General features: G+C 63.0%; 15 protein-coding genes. 1 reads left to right on the top strand and 14 read right to left on the bottom strand.

Features of this window, described 5'->3' with window-relative positions:
• Positions 1–3 precede the first annotated feature (3 nt).
• The 10 genes from phoB to OKW35_RS32840 form a co-directional block, all read right to left on the bottom strand.
• Entirely contained in the window at positions 4–705 is a 702-nt protein-coding gene (gene phoB / locus OKW35_RS32885; protein ID WP_008922879.1) for a phosphate regulon transcriptional regulator PhoB, read from the bottom strand.
• Between the two features lie 26 nt (positions 706–731).
• Positions 732–1,436, bottom strand: a complete 705-nt coding sequence (gene phoU, locus OKW35_RS32880) for a phosphate signaling complex protein PhoU (RefSeq protein ID WP_027198295.1) — start codon at positions 1,434–1,436, stop codon at positions 732–734.
• Between the two features lie 28 nt (positions 1,437–1,464).
• Positions 1,465–2,313: a phosphate ABC transporter ATP-binding protein PstB gene (gene pstB, locus OKW35_RS32875; RefSeq protein WP_184061444.1), complete on the bottom strand. Its 849-nt coding sequence runs from the start codon at positions 2,311–2,313 to the stop codon at positions 1,465–1,467.
• Positions 2,314–2,329: 16 nt separating this feature from the next.
• A complete protein-coding gene (gene pstA / locus OKW35_RS32870) occupies positions 2,330–3,226 on the bottom strand; it encodes a phosphate ABC transporter permease PstA (protein WP_090801102.1) in 897 nt (298 codons plus the stop codon).
• Positions 3,223–4,224, bottom strand: a complete 1,002-nt coding sequence (gene pstC / locus OKW35_RS32865; RefSeq protein ID WP_429404962.1) for a phosphate ABC transporter permease PstC — start codon at positions 4,222–4,224, stop codon at positions 3,223–3,225. The genes pstA and pstC overlap by 4 nt, the downstream gene beginning before the upstream one ends.
• 160 nt (positions 4,225–4,384) lie before the next feature.
• Entirely contained in the window at positions 4,385–5,416 is a 1,032-nt protein-coding gene (gene pstS / locus OKW35_RS32860) for a phosphate ABC transporter substrate-binding protein PstS (RefSeq protein WP_184061442.1), read from the bottom strand.
• Between the two features lie 419 nt (positions 5,417–5,835).
• The gene (glmM, locus tag OKW35_RS32855; RefSeq protein ID WP_184061441.1) at positions 5,836–7,194 is read right to left on the bottom strand and encodes a phosphoglucosamine mutase; all 1,359 of its coding nucleotides are present in this window, start codon (positions 7,192–7,194) and stop codon (positions 5,836–5,838) included.
• 29 nt (positions 7,195–7,223) lie between these two features.
• The gene (gene folP / locus OKW35_RS32850) at positions 7,224–8,123 is read right to left on the bottom strand and encodes a dihydropteroate synthase (RefSeq protein ID WP_429554257.1); all 900 of its coding nucleotides are present in this window, start codon (positions 8,121–8,123) and stop codon (positions 7,224–7,226) included.
• 83 nt (positions 8,124–8,206) lie between these two features.
• On the bottom strand, positions 8,207–10,096 hold the full coding sequence (gene ftsH, locus OKW35_RS32845; protein ID WP_018421239.1) for an ATP-dependent zinc metalloprotease FtsH: 1,890 nt from the start codon (positions 10,094–10,096) through the stop codon (positions 8,207–8,209).
• 190 nt (positions 10,097–10,286) lie between these two features.
• Complete coding sequence (locus tag OKW35_RS32840; protein ID WP_429554256.1) at positions 10,287–10,949, bottom strand: RlmE family RNA methyltransferase; 663 nt, start codon at positions 10,947–10,949, stop codon at positions 10,287–10,289.
• A gap of 197 nt (positions 10,950–11,146) precedes the next feature.
• Here OKW35_RS32840 and OKW35_RS32835 point away from each other — a divergent pair, with 197 nt between their 5' ends.
• On the top strand, positions 11,147–11,674 hold the full coding sequence (locus OKW35_RS32835; RefSeq protein WP_429355889.1) for a YhbY family RNA-binding protein: 528 nt from the start codon (positions 11,147–11,149) through the stop codon (positions 11,672–11,674).
• 200 nt (positions 11,675–11,874) lie between these two features.
• On the opposite strand, the gene OKW35_RS32830 is transcribed toward OKW35_RS32835, so the two are convergent.
• The 4 genes from OKW35_RS32830 to carA form a co-directional block, all read right to left on the bottom strand.
• Positions 11,875–12,384 (bottom strand): DUF4149 domain-containing protein, encoded by a 510-nt coding sequence (locus OKW35_RS32830; RefSeq protein WP_184061439.1) that lies wholly within the window; start codon positions 12,382–12,384, stop codon positions 11,875–11,877.
• A gap of 20 nt (positions 12,385–12,404) precedes the next feature.
• Positions 12,405–12,881, bottom strand: a complete 477-nt coding sequence (greA, locus tag OKW35_RS32825; protein WP_026225947.1) for a transcription elongation factor GreA — start codon at positions 12,879–12,881, stop codon at positions 12,405–12,407.
• A 153-nt stretch (positions 12,882–13,034) separates the two neighbouring features.
• Positions 13,035–16,289: a carbamoyl-phosphate synthase large subunit gene (gene carB, locus OKW35_RS32820; protein ID WP_429554255.1), complete on the bottom strand. Its 3,255-nt coding sequence runs from the start codon at positions 16,287–16,289 to the stop codon at positions 13,035–13,037.
• Positions 16,290–16,447: 158 nt separating this feature from the next.
• The gene (carA, locus tag OKW35_RS32815) at positions 16,448–17,602 is read right to left on the bottom strand and encodes a glutamine-hydrolyzing carbamoyl-phosphate synthase small subunit (protein ID WP_090801117.1); all 1,155 of its coding nucleotides are present in this window, start codon (positions 17,600–17,602) and stop codon (positions 16,448–16,450) included.
• Positions 17,603–17,764: the final 162 nt, after the last annotated feature.

Genomic DNA, 17,764 nt, shown 5'->3' with positions numbered 1-17,764 from the left:
CTATCAGGCGCTCTTCGCCAGCCGGTAACCGCTGCCGCGTACCGTTTCAATCATAGCATCGCACCCGGCCGGCTTGAGTGCCGCGCGCAGACGCTTGATATGCACGTCGACGGTCCGCTCTTCGACGAACACGTGATCGCCCCACACCTGATCGAGCAGTTGCGTGCGGCTGTGCACGCGCTCCGGGTGAGTCATGAAGAAGTGCAGCAGACGGAATTCGGTCGGGCCGAGATCGAGCTTGATCTCGCTGCCTTCCGCATGCGCGGCGACGCGGTGCGTGGCCGGATCGAGCTTCAGGCCGTTGATTGCGACCACGTCTTCGGTCAGCTGCGGCGCGCGGCGGCGCAGCACCGCCTTGATGCGCGCCATCAGTTCCTTCGGCGAGAACGGCTTCGTCACGTAGTCGTCGGCGCCGATCTCGAGGCCGAGCACCTTGTCCTGCTCGTCGCCTCGCGCGGTCAGCATGATGATCGGGATATGCTTCGTACGCTCGTTGTTGCGCAGATCGCGCGCGAACGAAATACCCGATTTACCCGGCAACATCCAGTCGAGCAGCACGAGATCGGGCAGTACGTCGCTGATCAGGTTGTGCGCCTGCTCCGCGTTGTACGCGCGAATCGGGCAATGCCCGGCGTGTTGAAGATTGACCGAAATCAGTTCGGAAATGGCGGGCTCATCTTCAATGACGAGAATGCTGCTGGGCATCGGCACCTCTGTTCCTTATCTCTGGATTAGCTGAGCGCTTCGCGTTCGAGCGCGTCGCGCGACTGGTGCCGCACGTCGGTACCCTTGACGATGTAGATGATGAATTCCGCGATGTTCTTCGCGTGGTCGCCGATCCGCTCGATTGCCTTGGCGATGAACAGGAAGTCGAGGCCCACCGAGATCGAACGCGGATCTTCGGTCATATACGAAATCAGCTTGCGCACGAACGCGCGGAATTCCTCATCGATCGCCTTGTCGTCGCGCACGATCTGCGCGGCGGCGACCGTGTCCAGACGCGCGAACGCGTCCAGCGCACGGCGCAGGATCGACACGGCCATTTCGCCCGACAGCTTGATCTCGGCGATGTTGATGGTGCGCGATGCGCCGTCTTCCATCAGACGCTTGGTGCGCTTCGCGATCTTTTCGGCTTCGTCGCCGGCGCGCTCGAGGTTCGTGATGGTCTTCGAGATCGCGATCAGCAAGCGCAGATCGCGCGCGGCCGGCTGACGGCGCGCGATGATGTTGCTGCACTCTTCGTCGATCTCGACTTCCATCTTGTTCAGACGGTCTTCGGCGACGATCACCTGCTCGGCGATGTCGAGGTCGAATTCGTTGAGCGCCTGCATCGCGTTGACGATCTGCGATTCGACGAGACCACCCATTTCGAGCACCTTCGACGAAACGAGGTTGAGGTCTGCGTCGAACTGGCTGGACAGATGTTTATCGGACATGTCGTACTCCGTTGTATTGCCCGGCGGATTAGCCGAAGCGGCCAGTGATGTAGTCCTCGGTTTCCTTGCGGACCGGCTTGATGAAGATCTTTTCGGTGTCGCCGAATTCGATCAGTTCGCCGAGGTACATATAGGCAGTGTAGTCCGAACAGCGGGCCGCCTGCTGCATGTTGTGCGTGACGATCACCACCGTGTAGTCGCTCTTGAGTTCAGCGATCAGCTCTTCGATACGGCCCGTCGAAATCGGGTCGAGCGCCGAGCAGGGCTCGTCGAGCAGCAGCACTTCGGGGCGAATTGCAATACCGCGCGCGATGCACAGACGCTGCTGCTGGCCGCCCGACAAACCGTAGCCGCTCTGGCCGAGCTTGTCCTTCACTTCGTTCCACAGCGCCGCCTTGGTCAGCGCCCATTCGACGCGGTCGTCCATTTCCGAGCGTGACAGCTTCTCGAACATCTTCACGCCGAAAGCGATGTTGTCGTAGATCGACATCGGGAACGGCGTCGGCTTCTGGAACACCATGCCGATGCGCGCGCGCAGCAGCGAAATGTCCTGGCGCATGGTCAGCAGGTTTTCGCCGTCCATCACGATCTCGCCTTCCGCGCGCTGCTCCGGATAGAGCGCGTACATCTTGTTGAAGGTACGCAGCAGCGTGGACTTGCCGCAGCCCGACGGGCCGATGAACGCGGTCACCTTGCCTTCGGGAATCTGCAGATTGATGTTCTTCAGCGCGTGATACTTGCCGTAGAAGAAGTTGAGGTCCTTGACCTCGATCTTCGGACGCGACGGGGTTTGCGCTTGAGCGCTGTGTTCGGGGTCGGAGCCCGCGGGCGCGGCTGCGTGCCCGATCGGATTGAGTTGGGTTTCTGCCATGTTCATCGGATTCACTCCGCCCTTACTTGTTCGAGAAGATCGTGCGCGCGAGGACGTTCAGTCCCAGCACCGCGAGCGTGATCAGAAAGACGCCGGCCCACGCGAGCGATTGCCACTGCGCGAACGGGCTCATCGCAAACTTGTAGATCGTGACCGGCAGGTTCGCGACCGGCTGACCCATATCGACCGAGAAGAACTGGTTCGACAAAGCGGTGAAGAGCAGCGGTGCGGTTTCGCCGGCAATTCGCGCGACACCGAGCAACACACCGGTGACGATGCCCGCGATCGACGCCTTCAGCGTGATCGACAGCACCATCTTCCACTTCGGCGTGCCGAGCGCGAACGCGGCTTCACGCATCGCATTCGGCACGAGCTTCAGCATGTTTTCGGTCGTGCGAATCACGATCGGAATCTGCAGCAGCGCCAGCGAGAGCACGCCGGCCCAGCCGCTGAAGTGGCCCATCTTCACGACGACGAGCGCGTAGACGAACAGACCGATGACGATCGACGGCGCCGACAGCAGGATGTCGTTGATGAAGCGCGTGAGGTTCGCGAGCCAGCCTTTCTGGCCGTATTCGGCGAGATAGACGCCCGCCATGATGCCGATCGGCGTGCCGACGAAGGTCGCGAGCCCGACCAGCAACAGGCTGCCGACGATCGCGTTGGCGAGACCGCCGCCATCGGTGTTCGGCGGCGGCGTCGACTGCGTGAACAGCTCGACCGACAGACCACCGATACCGAGACGCAGCGTCGTATAGAGAATCCACACGAGCCACAGCAGGCCGAACGCCATCGCCGCGAGCGACAGCGTCAGCGCAAGCGCGTTGGTCATGCGACGGCGCCCTTGCAGACGCACGCGCATCGTTTCGAGCGTCGCGGCGTCCTTCAGACCCGGCATGTTCAGGGACGGCCCGCTCATTTCGCGCCCTCCCCTTTCTCGAGACGCAGCAGCATGATTTTCGAAATCGCCAGCACGATGAATGTAATCACGAACAGGATCAGGCCGAGCTCCATCAGCGCCGACGTATGCAGGCCCGGCTCCGCTTCCGCGAACTCGTTGGCGAGCGCGGACGTAATGCTGTTGCCCGGCGAAAACAGCGAAATATTGTCGAGCAGGTTGGTGTTGCCGATCACGAACGTGACCGCCATCGTCTCACCCAGCGCGCGGCCGAGGCCGAGCATGATGCCGCCGATCACACCGCTCTTGGTGAACGGCAGCACGATCTTCCACATCACTTCCCACGTCGTGCAGCCGATACCGTACGCCGATTCCTTCAGCAGCACCGGCGTTACTTCGAACACGTCGCGCATCACCGCTGCGATGTACGGGATGATCATGATCGCAAGGATCACCCCCGCGCACAGAATGCCGATGCCGATCGGCGGACCGGCGAACAGCGCGCCGACGATCGGAATGCCGCCGAGCACCGCGCCTAGCGGCTTCTGGAACCACACCGCGAAGATCGGCGCGAACACGAGCAGACCCCACATGCCGTACACGATCGACGGAATCGCGGCGAGCAGCTCGATCGCGATGCCGAGCGGCCGGCGCAGCCACGCGGGCGACAGTTCGGTCAGAAACAGCGCGATACCGAAGCTGACGGGCACCGCGATGAGCAGAGCGATGATCGACGTCGCGAGAGTGCCGTAGATCGGCACGAGCGCGCCGAATTGGTTGCTGGGTGGATCCCACACCGCTGTCCACAGGAACGCGAGACCGAACTCGCGAATCGACGGCATCGAGGCGACGATCAGCGACACGATGATGCCGCCGAGCAGCAGCAGCGTGACGATGGCGGAAAGGCGTGCGAGGCCGCCGAAGATCACATCGCCCGAGCGGCCAGGCGCTTTTTGCTGCGACGCGCGGCCAGGCGGAGTGGCCCGGCTCGTGCCGGACGCTAAATGAATATCGGACATGAGAGCCTGAGGGACCTGTTTCCAGTTGCCGGACGACACATGTCGGGCGGTCGGTGATGCATGCGGCGCATGCCGCGTGAAAGTCACAGGCCGTCCTCGCACGAGGACGGCCGGGGTGCTACAGGGCGCGGCCCAGATCGACCGCGCCAGCTTACGCCTGTTACTCGGCGAGCGTCTTGCCTGCCGAATCCTTGACCTTCTGCTTCCACTGCGTGCGGATTTCCGAGACGACCGACTGCGGCAGCGAGATGTAGTCCAGATCGTTCGCAGCCTGGCCGCCGTTCTTGAACGCCCAGTCGAAGAACTTCAGCGTTTCCGAGCCTTGCGGTGCCTTGTCCTGCGTCGTGTGCAGCAGCACGAACGTCGCGCCGACGATCGGCCATGCGTTCTTGCCCGGCTCGTTCGTCAGGATCTGATAGAACGACTTCGACCAGTCGGCGCCAGCCGCCGCTGCCTTGAACGTGTCGGTCTCCGGCTGAACCACCGCGCCGGATTCGTTCTTCATCGCGACGTAGTTCATGTGGTTCTGCTTGGCGTACGCCCATTCGACGTAACCGATCGCGCCCGGCAGACGCTGCACGAAAGCCGCGACGCCGTCGTTGCCCTTGCCGCCCGTGCCGGTCGGCCAGTTGACCGTCGCACCTTCACCGACCTTCGTCTTCCATTCCGGGTTGACCTTCGACAGGTAGTTCGTCCAGATGAAGCTGGTGCCCGAACCGTCGGCGCGGCGCACCACGGCGATGTCCAGATCCGGCAGCTTGACCTTCGGGTTCAGCGCGACGATTGCCGGGTCGTTCCACTTCTTGATCTTGCCCAGGTAGATGTCACCGAGCACTTCACCCGACAGCACCAGTTCGCCCGGCTTGACGCCCGGCACGTTGACTGCCGGCACCACGCCGCCGACCACCGTCGGGAACTGGAAGAGGCCTGCCTTCGCGAGTTCGTCGTCCTTCAGCGGAGCGTCCGACCCTGCGAAATCGACGGTCTTCGCCTCGATCTGCTTGATGCCGCCCGACGAACCGATGCCTTGGTAGTTAACCTTGCCGCCGCCAGTCTTCTGATAAGCGTCGGCCCACTTCGTGTAAATCGGTGCCGCGAACGTGCTGCCCGCGCCGGTGATGTCTGCGGCTTGCGCTGCGATTGCGAAGAGCGCGCCAGCGACGCCAGCGAACACGGTTTGCATCAATTTCATGAGACCTCCAAGGGGGTGTGAGCGTGTGGTGTGAGCGTGAAACTCGAACACCGCGAAGCTTAGGGTCTCTTTATGACAAAAACGTGACTGATAATGAATCAGATGTGACAGTAATATTACCCCGTGAAAGGTGCCGAAGCCGCCGAATTGCCGCTGTGCCGATGCCCGTTGCATCGCATTTTTCGAGGTAGACAAAAAAGATGGGGCGCGAACGTTTGCGCTGCGCGCGGAGGACGTTTTTGTGCGGGATGTGCCGTCCTTTTGGCGGCTGCGGAGTGGATTCGATGGGGTGAGGAATGAGCCTTCGTTGGGTGTGAAAGCCCGGCCGCCCAGTTTATGGAGCCCGCTGAATCTTCTGCTTGCGACGCTCAGGCAGGCGGCAAGCGGTCGCCACCGCCCGCCGTCGACTCGGGAATCGATCAGGCCGTCGCTACCCGCACGGCTTCGGCAATCGCTTCAGAATGCTCGAGCGCGTCCGCGACGTTCTGCGCCTCCACCATCACGCGCAGTACCGGCTCGGTGCCCGACGCGCGGATCAGCACGCGGCCGCGGCCGTCGAGCGCGCCTTCGGCCACCTTGATCGCACTGCGGATCGTCTCGCTGCCCTTCCAGTCCGAGCCGGGCTTCATGCGCACGTTGATCAGCTTCTGCGGAAACAGGGTGACACCGTCGAGCAGATCCGTGAGCGATTTGCCGCTGCGCTGCATCGCCGCCAGCACGAGCAGAGCGGACACGATGCCGTCGCCGGTCGAATGGCGATCAAGTGACAGGATGTGGCCTGAACCTTCGGCGCCGAGCTGCCAGCCGTGCTCGCGAAGCTGTTCGAGCACATAGCGGTCGCCGACCGCGGCGCGCACGAACTTGACGCCGGCATTCTGCAGCGCGACCTCCACGGCCATGTTGGTCATCAGCGTGCCGACCGCTCCTTCCACGTGGCCGGCGGTCGCGATACGGTCCTTGACCAGCACGTACAACAGCTCGTCGCCGTTGAAAAGGCGGCCAGACTCGTCGACGACCTGCAGACGGTCGGCGTCGCCATCGAGCGCGATACCGAGGTCCGCGTGGTTCGCGCGCACCGCGCGAACCAGCGCATCCGGCGCGGTCGCGCCGACGCCGTCGTTGATATTGAAGCCGTTCGGCGAGACGCCGATCGGGATCACTTCCGCGCCGAGCTCATGGAACACGTGCGGCGCGACGTCGTACGCGGCGCCATGCGCGCAATCGACGACGAGCTTCATGCCGCGCAGGTCGTACGCGGCCGGGAACGTGCTCTTGCAGAACTCGATGTAGCGGCCACCTGCGTCATCGAGACGGCGCGCTTTGCCCAGTTGCTCGGAGGCCGCGCACGCGAGCGGCAGTTCGAGCTGCTCCTCGATCTGCGCCTCGACGTCGTCCGGCAGCTTGTTGCCGTCGGCCGAGAAGAACTTGATGCCGTTGTCGTAGTACGGGTTGTGCGATGCGCTGATCACGACACCCGCGGCAAGCCGCAGTGCGCGCGTCAGATAGGCGATGCCGGGTGTCGGCATCGGGCCGGCCAGCATCACGTCGACGCCGGCGGCCGAAAAGCCCGATTCGAGCGCGGCTTCGAGCATGTAGCCCGACACCCGCGTGTCCTTGCCGATCAGCACGGTCGGACGGGTGCCTGTTTTCGCCCATTGATCGGCGCCCGCGAGCACCTTGCCGGCCGCATAGCCGAGCCGCAACACGAATTCCGGCGTAATCGGGCCTTCGCCGACCTTGCCTCGAATGCCGTCCGTTCCGAAGTAACGACGTGCCATGTTTGTTCTCCCTGTCCGTGGCTGCGGGTTCAACCGTGCGCGCGGCTCTGCTTGTCCGCGTCGCGCAGGGTTGCCCATACTTTCAATGCATCGACTGTTTGCGCGACGTCGTGTACGCGCAGAATCGCGGCGCCCCGTTCGGCCGCGCACACCGCCGCGGCGATGCTGCCGGCCACGCGCTCCGGCGCCGGCCGCCCCGTCACCGCGCCAACCATCGACTTGCGCGACATGCCCGCAAGAATCGGATACGGCGAAGCGGCGCGCGGGGCCGTGTCGCGCAGATGCGCGAGCAGCGCGTAGTTATGCTCGACGACGACCTTGCCGAAGCCGAAACCCGGATCGACGCTGATACGCTCGCGCGCAATCCCCGCCTGCTGCAACGTCGCGACACGCTCCTCGAGGAAGTGGCGCACTTCGCCGACGACGTCGTCATAGTGCGGCTCGCCCAGCTGCATGGTCTGCGGCTCACCTAGCATATGCATGACACAAAGGCCGCAGTCGCTGTCGCGCACCGCGTCGATCGCGCCGGGCGTGCGGAAGCCCCAGATGTCGTTGATCAGGTCGGCGCCCGCGTTCAACGCATGACGCATCACTTCCGGCTTGTACGTATCAACCGACAATGGCACGTTCGCGCCACGCAGTTGCTCGACGAGCGGCAACACGCGCTCCAGCTCTTCGTCGAGCGGCACCGGCGGCGCGCCAGGACGCGTCGATTCCCCGCCGATATCGATGATGTCCGCGCCCTCGAGCATCATGCGCTCGGCCTGGCGCAGCGCATCGCCGCGCGTCGCGAACTTGCCGCCATCGGAAAAGGAATCGGGAGTGACGTTCAGGATGCCCATGACCAACGGGCGTTCGAACGTCAGCTTGAAGCGGCCACACTGCAGCGGCTCTGGAAGGGGTACGGAAGAAGAATCGACTTTCGACACGTAGCAATGCTTCACTTGGAACGGATAAATGCAAAACGGGCCGGTGTGTAGCACACCGGCCCGCACTTTCTACTGGCTGCCGATCAGGCCGGCGCGGTTGCGCTGCCCGGCTTGACTTCGGTGCCCGGGCTGCCGCCCGACGAGGCGTCGCTTGCCGACGGCGGCGAGCTCTTCGGCGAACGCGGCGGACGGCCTGCCATGATGTCGTTGATCTGATCGGCGTCGATCGTCTCCCACTCCATCAGTGCGGCGGTCATCGCTTCGACCTTGTCGCGGTTCTCTTCGAGCAGGCGCCGTGCGAGATTGTACTGCTCGTCCAGCACATGACGGATTTCCGCGTCGACCTTCTGTTGCGTCGCTTCCGAAATGGTCCGCGTGAAGCCTCGGCCGAACGGCGAAGCGTCGTTCTCGTCGTCGACATAGACCATCGGTCCGAGCGCATCCGTCATGCCGAAGCGGGCAACCATTGCGCGAGCCGTCTGCGTCGCCTTGTTGAAGTCGTCCGACGCACCGGTGCTGATCAGGTTCAGGAACAGCTCTTCCGCGACGCGGCCACCGAACAGGATGGCAAGACGGTCGAGCAGATATTCCTTCGAGTACGTTTCGTTGTCATGCTCCGGCAACTGCCATGTGACGCCCAGCGCACGGCCGCGCGGAATGATCGTGACCTTGTGCACCGGATCGGCCTTCGGCAACAGCTTCGCGATCACCGCGTGACCCGATTCATGATACGCGGTAGCACGCTTCGATTCTTCGCGGATCACAGCCGACTTGCGCTCCGGACCCATGAAGATCTTGTCCTTCGCGTCCTCGAAGTCCGTCATTTCGACGATGCGCTTGCCGCGGCGCGCCGCGAACAGTGCTGCTTCGTTGACGAGGTTTGCGAGATCTGCGCCCGAGAAACCCGGCGTGCCGCGCGCGATCACTGCCGCATCGACGTCGTTCGAGATCGGCACCTTGCGCAGGTGCACCTTCATGATGTGCTCGCGGCCGCGAATATCGGGCAGACCCACGTACACCTGACGGTCGAAACGGCCCGGACGCAACAGCGCCTTGTCGAGCACATCCGAACGGTTCGTCGCGGCGATCACGATGACGCCCGAGTTCGCCTCGAAGCCGTCCATTTCGACGAGCATCTGGTTCAGCGTCTGTTCGCGCTCGTCGTTACCGCCGCCCATGCCGGCGCCTCGATGACGGCCGACCGCGTCGATTTCGTCGATGAACACGATACACGGCGCGTGCTTCTTGGCCTGCTCGAACATGTCGCGCACGCGAGCCGCGCCGACGCCGACGAACATTTCCACGAAATCTGAACCTGAAATGCTGAAGAACGGCACCTTCGCCTCGCCGGCGATGGCGCGCGCGAGCAGCGTCTTACCGGTTCCCGGCGGGCCAACGAGCAGCACGCCGCGCGGAATACGACCACCGAGCTTCTGGAATTTCTGCGGATCGCGCAGGAAGTCGACGAGTTCCGACACTTCTTCCTTGGCTTCGTCGCAACCGGCGACGTCGGTGAAATTGATTGCGTTGTTGTTCTCGTCGATCAGTCGCGCGCGCGACTTGCCAAACGAGAAGGCCCCGCCTTTGCCGCCCCCCTGCATCTGTCGCATCATGTAAAACCAGAAACCGATGATCAGGATCGTCGGTCCGAGGTAATACAGCACGGACATCAGTGCATTGGGTTCGTCGTCAGCCTTGCCGCTCACCTGTACGCCATACTTCATCAGATCGCCGACCATCCAGATGTCGCCGGGCGACACGATCTGGTACTTCTGGCCGTCTGCTGGAGTGACCGTGAGGTTCCGCCCCTGGACAATGACGTTCTTGACTTTGCCGTTCTTCGCGTCGTCCATGAACTGCGAATAGGAAACGCCTTCCTGGACACGGGGCTTGTCGAACTGCTTGAACACCGTAAACAGCACCAGTGCGATCACCAGCCACACTGCTGCTTTCGAAAACATATTGTTGTTCAAAGCACCACTCCTTCACTTAGACGGGCGCCTACATTTGCCTTGCGGCACCACGAAAGCATTCTAATCCAGTCCGCAGACCCCTGCCATAAGGTTTCACTACCACGGAAATAGGGTAGCGGGCCGGCTTGACGCCCGTCTCCGGACGCATCGGGCTAATTATTGGCAGAGATGGAACCGGCTCGCCGCATCCCTATGCGGGACGCTTCAGATGCTTACCCAAAATAAATGTTTCTGACGATTTATCCCGCGACGCCTTCGGCTTGCGGGCCGCCACCACCTTGAATTGGCGTTTGAACTTTTCGACAATCTGACTATATCCGCTGCCATGAAAGCATTTGACTAAAAGGGCACCATCCGGCTTCAGGTGATTTTGCGCGAATTCGAGCGCGAGATCGCATAAATGCTCGATCCGCGCCGCATCCGCGATCGCCACGCCCGACAGGTTGGGCGCCATATCCGAAATTACAAGGTCTACCTGGCGCGCACCGACCAATTCTTCGAGCTGGACCAGCACCGAGTCTTCGCGGAAATCGCCCTGGATGAAGTGCACGTCGGCCACCGGCTCCATCGGCAGAATGTCCAAAGCGATGATCGTGCCGTCGATGCCACCTTCGCGCTCCGCGTTGCGCTGCGAGCCGTCCGCGAGCTTGTTGCGCACGTACTGGCTCCAGCTGCCCGGCGAGGAACCGAGGTCGACGATCACCTGCCCGGGACGGATCAGCTTGTCCTGCTCGTCGATTTCCTTGAGTTTGTAGGCCGCGCGGGCGCGATAACCTTCCCGCTGCGCCATTTTGACGTACGGATCGTTGATGTGGTCGTGCAGCCACGCGGTATTGAACTTGTTTTTTGCCATTAAAGATTTAACTATTGCTGCGTCGGGTCGCGCTTTAGGGGATAATACGCGGTTAATTCGCGCGGCCCCCGCCAGACTGGCGGCGATCCGCGATTCTGTTGTTCTGACGCGCGCCCTGCTGAATCGAGTCGCCCGAATCGCTCGGCGATCGGACGAAAACGCAGGAGCCGCCATTTTAGTCGAGTCTTCCACTTTCCATGCCAGCCCTCAAAGTCTCTTCCGACCAACGCGCCGAGTTGCGCTCCCAGGCACATGCGCTCAAACCGGTCGTGCTCGTCGGCGCCGAAGGCTTGACCGACGCTGTGCTCGCCGAAATCAAGGTGCACCTCGCCGCGCATCAACTGATCAAAATTCGCGTGTTCGGCGAGGAGCGCGAGGAGCGCATCGCTATCTACGAAGAAATCTGCGACGCGCTGAACGCTGCACCGATCCAGCATATCGGCAAGCTGCTCGTGATCTGGAAGCCAGAATCGGCACAGCCGGCGGCAAAAGCGAAGCGCGGCGCGTTGCCGAGCGCCCGCGAAGCGGCAGCCGAAGAAACCCGGCCGGCCAAGGGACGCGCACCCCGCATCGTCAAGGTCGCCAAGCCGACCGACGTGCCGATGCGCAAGCCGCGAGCGAAAGCGGTGCTGGTGCGCGGCAATGAACGCGTGACGCAGGGCGGCAACATCAAGCGCGCGAAGAAGCGTCAAACCAGCGCAAAGCGTTCGCATCAGTCGAAGTAAGAGAACACGCGCCCAAGGTGGGACCGACTCCGCATTGCGCATTGGCGGCCTTGAGCGCGAGGCCCGAAGCAGCGCGAATGAACCGTAGTTGGCCACCGGAATCGCGACGATTCGTCGCAACGTGAGGTTCATCGCGGGCATCGGCATCGACCCGGCGGCCATGGCACGCGCACCGTCACACCATCAGCCACCCGCGAGCTTCAGCCCGGCACCTTGCCCGTGACGCCGCGCGCGCCCTCTTCCTCGGCCGCGGCACCAACAGGCGCCGGCAGCAGCCAAACGAGCGCAACCCCTAGCAGGCTCTCGATCAGGTAGAACAGACTGGACACGCCATGCAGGATGCCGAAGCGCGTCGCATAAACGGAATGCCCGATGTCGCTGCCCGCCTCGAGCGCCGCCACGCGCATCGCGTTCATGAACGGCTGCAACGCGAAATAGCCAACCAGCACGCATACGAGCATACCGGCGAGCAGCCAGCGCAAGCGGCGATATGCGCCACTCCCGCGCCGCACGAGCAAATTGGCGAGACCGAGCAGCAAAATGCCGCACACGACGCCAATCACACCCTGAATACGAAACAGCTGCGCGGCGACGGCGCCCGCCGTCATCCGGTCGAGCGTCGTGAACAGCACGGGCGCAACCGCATAGCCGATAGTCAACAGACTACCGACCCACACCACCGTCAACAGGCGGAAAAAACGATGCGGCATCAAAGACACCGGCGCCACCCTTAGATGTAGCTGACCGCGATGATTTCGTATTCGCGCACGCCGCCCGGCGCTTGCACCGACGCGACGTCGCCTTCCGACTTGCCGATCAGCGCACGCGCGATCGGCGAGCTGATCGAGATCAGGCCGTGGTCGATGTCCGCTTCGTCGTCGCCGACGATCTGGTATTTGACCGACGCACCCGACTCGAGGTCTTCGAGCTCGAGCGTCGCGCCAAACACCACGCGGCCGTCCGCTTCCACTTGCGACGGATCGATCACCTGCGCGCCCGCGAGCTTCGACTCGATTTCGGCGATACGGCCTTCGATGAAGCCCTGCTTTTCCTTCGCAGCGTCGTATTCCGCGTTTTCCGACAGATCGCCCTGGGCGCGCGCTTCCGCGATCGAGTTGATCACGGCCGGACGTTCAACCGATTTCAGGCGCTGCAATTCATCGCGCAGCATGTCTGCGCCGCGCTTCGTCAATGGAATAGTGCTCATAAACAACTCTGGAGGCAAAAAACGGCCATAAAAAAAATCACCGCGGTTAAGTGCATTCCGCGAAAGCCGCCGCCCGTGGACAAACCCGGGCCGCAGCACCTGCGGAACGCCGCTTAACCGCGGCACTTACATCTTGGACAGCTAGTCGAAGCCTTAGTTTAGGCGAGCATGGAGTCCTTGTAAATCATAGACTTCCAGGTTCTTCAGATAACGAAGACCCTCCACCGCCGCGCGTGCGCCCGACATCGTCGTGTAGTAGGTGACCTTGTTCGCCTGCGCGCTCATGCGGATCGAACGCGAATCGGCGATCGCCGCGCGCGTTTCGTCGACGGTCGTGAAGACGAGCGCGATCTCGCCGTTCTTGATCATGTCGACGATGTGCGGACGGCCGTCCTTCACCTTGTTGACGACCTTGACTGGCACGCCGGCCGCTTCGATCGCGGCAGCCGTGCCCTTGGTCGCGACGATCGGGTAGCCGAGCTCGTGCAGCATGCGCGCGACTTCGACTGCCTTCGGTTTGTCGGCGTCCATCACGGTCAGCAGCACCGTGCCCGATTCGGGCAGACGCGAACCCGCCGCGAGCTGTGACTTGAACAGAGCCTCGCCGAACGTCTGGCCGACGCCCATCACTTCGCCGGTCGAACGCATTTCAGGTCCGAGCACCGGGTCGACCGCCGGGAACTTGACGAACGGGAACACCGCTTCCTTCACGCTGAAGTACGGCGGCTCGACTTCCTTCGTCACGCCTTGCGCGGCGAGCTTCTGGCCGACCATCGCGCGCGCTGCGATCTTCGCGAGCGGCAGGCTGGTCGCCTTCGACACGTACGGCACCGTGCGCGACGCGCGCGGGTTCACTTCGAGCACGTAGATGATGTCGTCCTTCGAGCCGTCAGCCTGCGGTACCTGCTGGATCGCGAACTGCACGTTCATCAGGCCGACCACGTTCAGCGCCTTCGCCATCGCAGCGGTCTGGCGCTTCAGTTCGGCGATGGTCGCCCTCGATAGCGAATACGGCGGCAGCGAGCAGGCCGAGTCGCCCGAGTGCACGCCCGCCTGTTCGATGTGCTCCATCACGCCGCCAATGAACACGGCATCGCCATCGGAAATGCAATCCACGTCGCATTCGATCGCGTCGTTCAGGAAGCGGTCGAGCAGCACCGGCGAGTCGTTCGACACCTTCACCGCCTCGCGCATATAGCGCTCGAGATCTCGCGGCTCGTGGACGATTTCCATCGCGCGGCCGCCCAGCACGTACGACGGACGCACGACGAGCGGATAGCCGATTTCGTCGGCGAGCTTCAGTGCTTCGTCTTCGGCGCGCGCGGTGCGGTTCGGCGGCTGGCGCAGACCGAGGTCCTGCAGCAGCTTCTGGAAGCGCTCGCGGTCTTCGGCCGCGTCGATCATGTCCGGCGACGTACCGATGATCGGCACACCGTTCGCCTCGAGGTCGAGCGCGAGCTTCAGCGGCGTCTGGCCGCCGTACTGCACGATCACGCCGACGGGCTTTTCCTTGTCGACGATTTCGAGCACGTCTTCGAGCGTCAGCGATTCGAAGTACAGACGGTCGGAGGTGTCGTAGTCGGTCGACACGGTTTCGGGGTTGCAGTTGACCATGATCGTTTCATAGCCGTCCTCGCGCATCGCGAGCGCGGCATGCACGCAGCAGTAGTCGAACTCGATACCCTGGCCGATCCGGTTCGGGCCGCCGCCCAGCACCATGATCTTCCTGTTGCTGGTCGGATTCGCTTCGCACTCTTCCTCGTACGTCGAGTACATGTACGCGGTCCTGGTTGCGAACTCGGCCGCGCAGGTGTCGACGCGCTTATACACCGGACGCACGTTCAACTCGATACGACGCGCGCGCACGTCCGCCGGCTTCGCGCCGAGCAGCTTGGCCAGACGACGATCCGAGAAGCCGCTCTGTTTCAGATACTTCAGCTCCTCCTTCGTCAGGCTCGCCAGCGCGCGGCCTGCCAGCGCCTTTTCCTTCAGCACGATCTGTTCGATCTGCGCGAGGAACCACGGGTCGATCGCGGTTTCCTCGAAGATCTCTTGCGCGCTCATGCCCACACGGAACGCGTCGCCAACATACCAGATGCGATCCGGACCAGCTTCGCCGATCTCGCGGATGATCTCATCGCGATTGGCGGTCTTTTCATCGAGACCGTCGACGCCGACTTCGAGGCCGCGCAGCGCCTTCTGGAACGACTCCTGGAACGTGCGGCCAATCGCCATCACTTCGCCGACCGACTTCATCTGCGTGGTCAGGCGCGAATCGGCTTCACGGAATTTCTCGAACGCGAAACGCGGGATCTTCGTGACGACGTAGTCGATCGTCGGTTCGAACGAGGCCGGGGTCTGGCCGCCGGTAATTTCGTTCTTGAGTTCATCCAGCGTGTAGCCGACCGCGAGCTTCGCCGCCACCTTCGCGATCGGGAAGCCGGTTGCCTTCGACGCCAGCGCCGACGAACGCGACACGCGCGGGTTCATTTCGATCACGATCATCCGGCCGTCTTCCGGATTGATCGAGAACTGCACGTTCGAGCCGCCCGTGTCGACGCCGATCTCGCGCAGCACCGCGAGCGACGCGTTACGCAGAATCTGGTATTCCTTGTCGGTCAGGGTCTGCGCCGGCGCGACGGTGATCGAGTCGCCGGTATGGATGCCCATCGGGTCGAGGTTTTCGATCGAGCAGACGATGATGCAGTTATCCGCCTTGTCGCGGACCACTTCCATCTCGTACTCTTTCCAGCCGAGCAGCGACTCTTCGATCAGCAGTTCGCGCGTCGGCGACAGGTCGAGCCCACGCTTGCAGATCTCTTCGAACTCGTCGCGGTTGTACGCGATGCCGCCGCCCGAGCCGCCCAGCGTGAACGACGGACGGATCACGACCGGATAGCCGCCGCTGCCAGTTTCCGCGGCGATCTTCGCCTGCACCTGCAGCGCTTCTTCCATCGAATGCGCGGTGCCCGACTTGGCCGAACCGAGGCCGATCTTGGTCATCGCGTCCTTGAACTTCTGGCGGTCTTCCGCCTTGTCGATCGCTTCCGGCGATGCGCCGATCAGCTCGACCTCGTACTTCGCCAGCACGCCGTGCGCGTGCAGGTCGAGCGCGCAGTTCAGCGCGGTCTGGCCGCCCATCGTCGGCAGGATCGCGTCCGGGCGCTCCTTCGCGATGATGCGCTCGACCACTTCCCACGTGATCGGCTCGATATAGGTCACGTCGGCCGTGTTCGGGTCGGTCATGATCGTCGCCGGATTGCTGTTGACGAGAATGACCTTGTAGCCTTCCTCACGCAGCGCCTTGCATGCCTGCGCGCCCGAATAATCGAACTCGCACGCCTGACCGATGATGATCGGACCCGCGCCGATGATGAGGATGCTCTTGATGTCTGTCCGCTTGGGCATAACGCTCTCGCTAATGTATTCCTGAATTCTTTCCGTCGGCGCGCGCCGTTTTCACGTTGCGCGCGCTGTTTCGCGGCATGCCCGCCGCGTAGCGCCGCGGGCTGCGGCGGCCGCCGCGAGCCGTTTCCGGCTGGCCCCTGCGGCCGGCCTGTACTACTTCAAGCCGCTGCGCTCTTGCCGTTCTTGTGCGCGTCCATCAACGCGGTGAAGCGGTCGAACAGGTACGCGATGTCGTTCGGACCGGGCGATGCTTCCGGGTGGCCCTGGAAGCAGAACGCCGGCTTGTCGGTCAGCGCGAAGCCCTGCAGCGTGCCGTCGAACAGCGACACGTGGGTCACGCGCGCGTTGGCGGGCAGCGTGTCGGCATCGACCGCGAAACCATGGTTCTGCGACGTGATCACCACGCGGCCGTCTTCGAGATCCTTGACCGGATGGTTCGCGCCGTGATGGCCGGTCTTCATCTTCATCGTCTTCGCGCCGACCGCGAGGCCCATGATCTGGTGGCCCAGGCAGATGCCGAAGGTCGGAATGCCGCGCTCGATGAACTCCCTGGTCGCCGCGATCGCGTAGTCGCACGGCTCAGGGTCGCCCGGGCCGTTCGACAGGAACACGCCGTCGGGGTTGAGTTCGAGCGCGTCAGCGGCGCTCGCTTGCGCCGGCAGCACGGTGACATGGCAGCCGCGCTCGGCCAGCATGCGCAGGATGTTCTGCTTGACGCCGTAGTCGAATGCGACCACGCGGTACGTCGGCGCTTTCTGCTCGCCATAGCCCGTGCCGAGACGCCATTCGGTTTTGGTCCACTCGTAGGTTTCCTGGGTCGACACGACCTTCGCGAGGTCCATGCCGGCGAGGCCTGGGAACGAGCGCGCGAGTTCGATGGCCTTCGCTTCGTCGTCGGAGCCAGCGAGGATCGCGCCGTTTTGCGCGCCCTTGTCGCGCAGGAGGCGGGTCAGCTTGCGGGTGTCGATGCCGGCGATGGCGACCACGCCTTCGTCCTGCAGATATTGCGGGAGCGTGCCCTCCATGCGGAAGTTCGAAGCGAGAACCGGCAGATCACGGATGATCAGGCCGGCGGCATGGACTTTCGTCGCTTCGACGTCTTCGGCGTTCACGCCGACGTTGCCGATATGCGGGTACGTGAGGGTCACGATCTGGCGCGCGTAGCTCGGGTCAGTCAGGATTTCCTGATAGCCGGTGATGGCAGTGTTGAACACGACTTCACCGATGGTATGCCCGGGGGCGCCGATCGAATAACCACGAAAGACCGTGCCGTCGGCGAGCGCGAGTAGAGCGGGAGAAAATGACGGCAACACGGGAGACTCCTTGGGGGAACACCCTGTTGCCACCTGTCTATCCAATTGCAAGCCGCAGCGAAACACATCGTGGATGCGCGCGCAGACTCGCTCGCGAGCTGCCGGTGACGCTGCAAGGGGCGCGATGGGTCCATTGTGTGGACGACTCGGCTGGGTGTGGAG

This window comes from Paraburkholderia sp. MM5477-R1 (assembly GCF_050436385.1).
Classification (GTDB): Bacteria; Pseudomonadota; Gammaproteobacteria; order Burkholderiales; family Burkholderiaceae; genus Paraburkholderia; species Paraburkholderia tuberum.
This window is presented reverse-complemented; position numbering and strand designations above follow the sequence as displayed.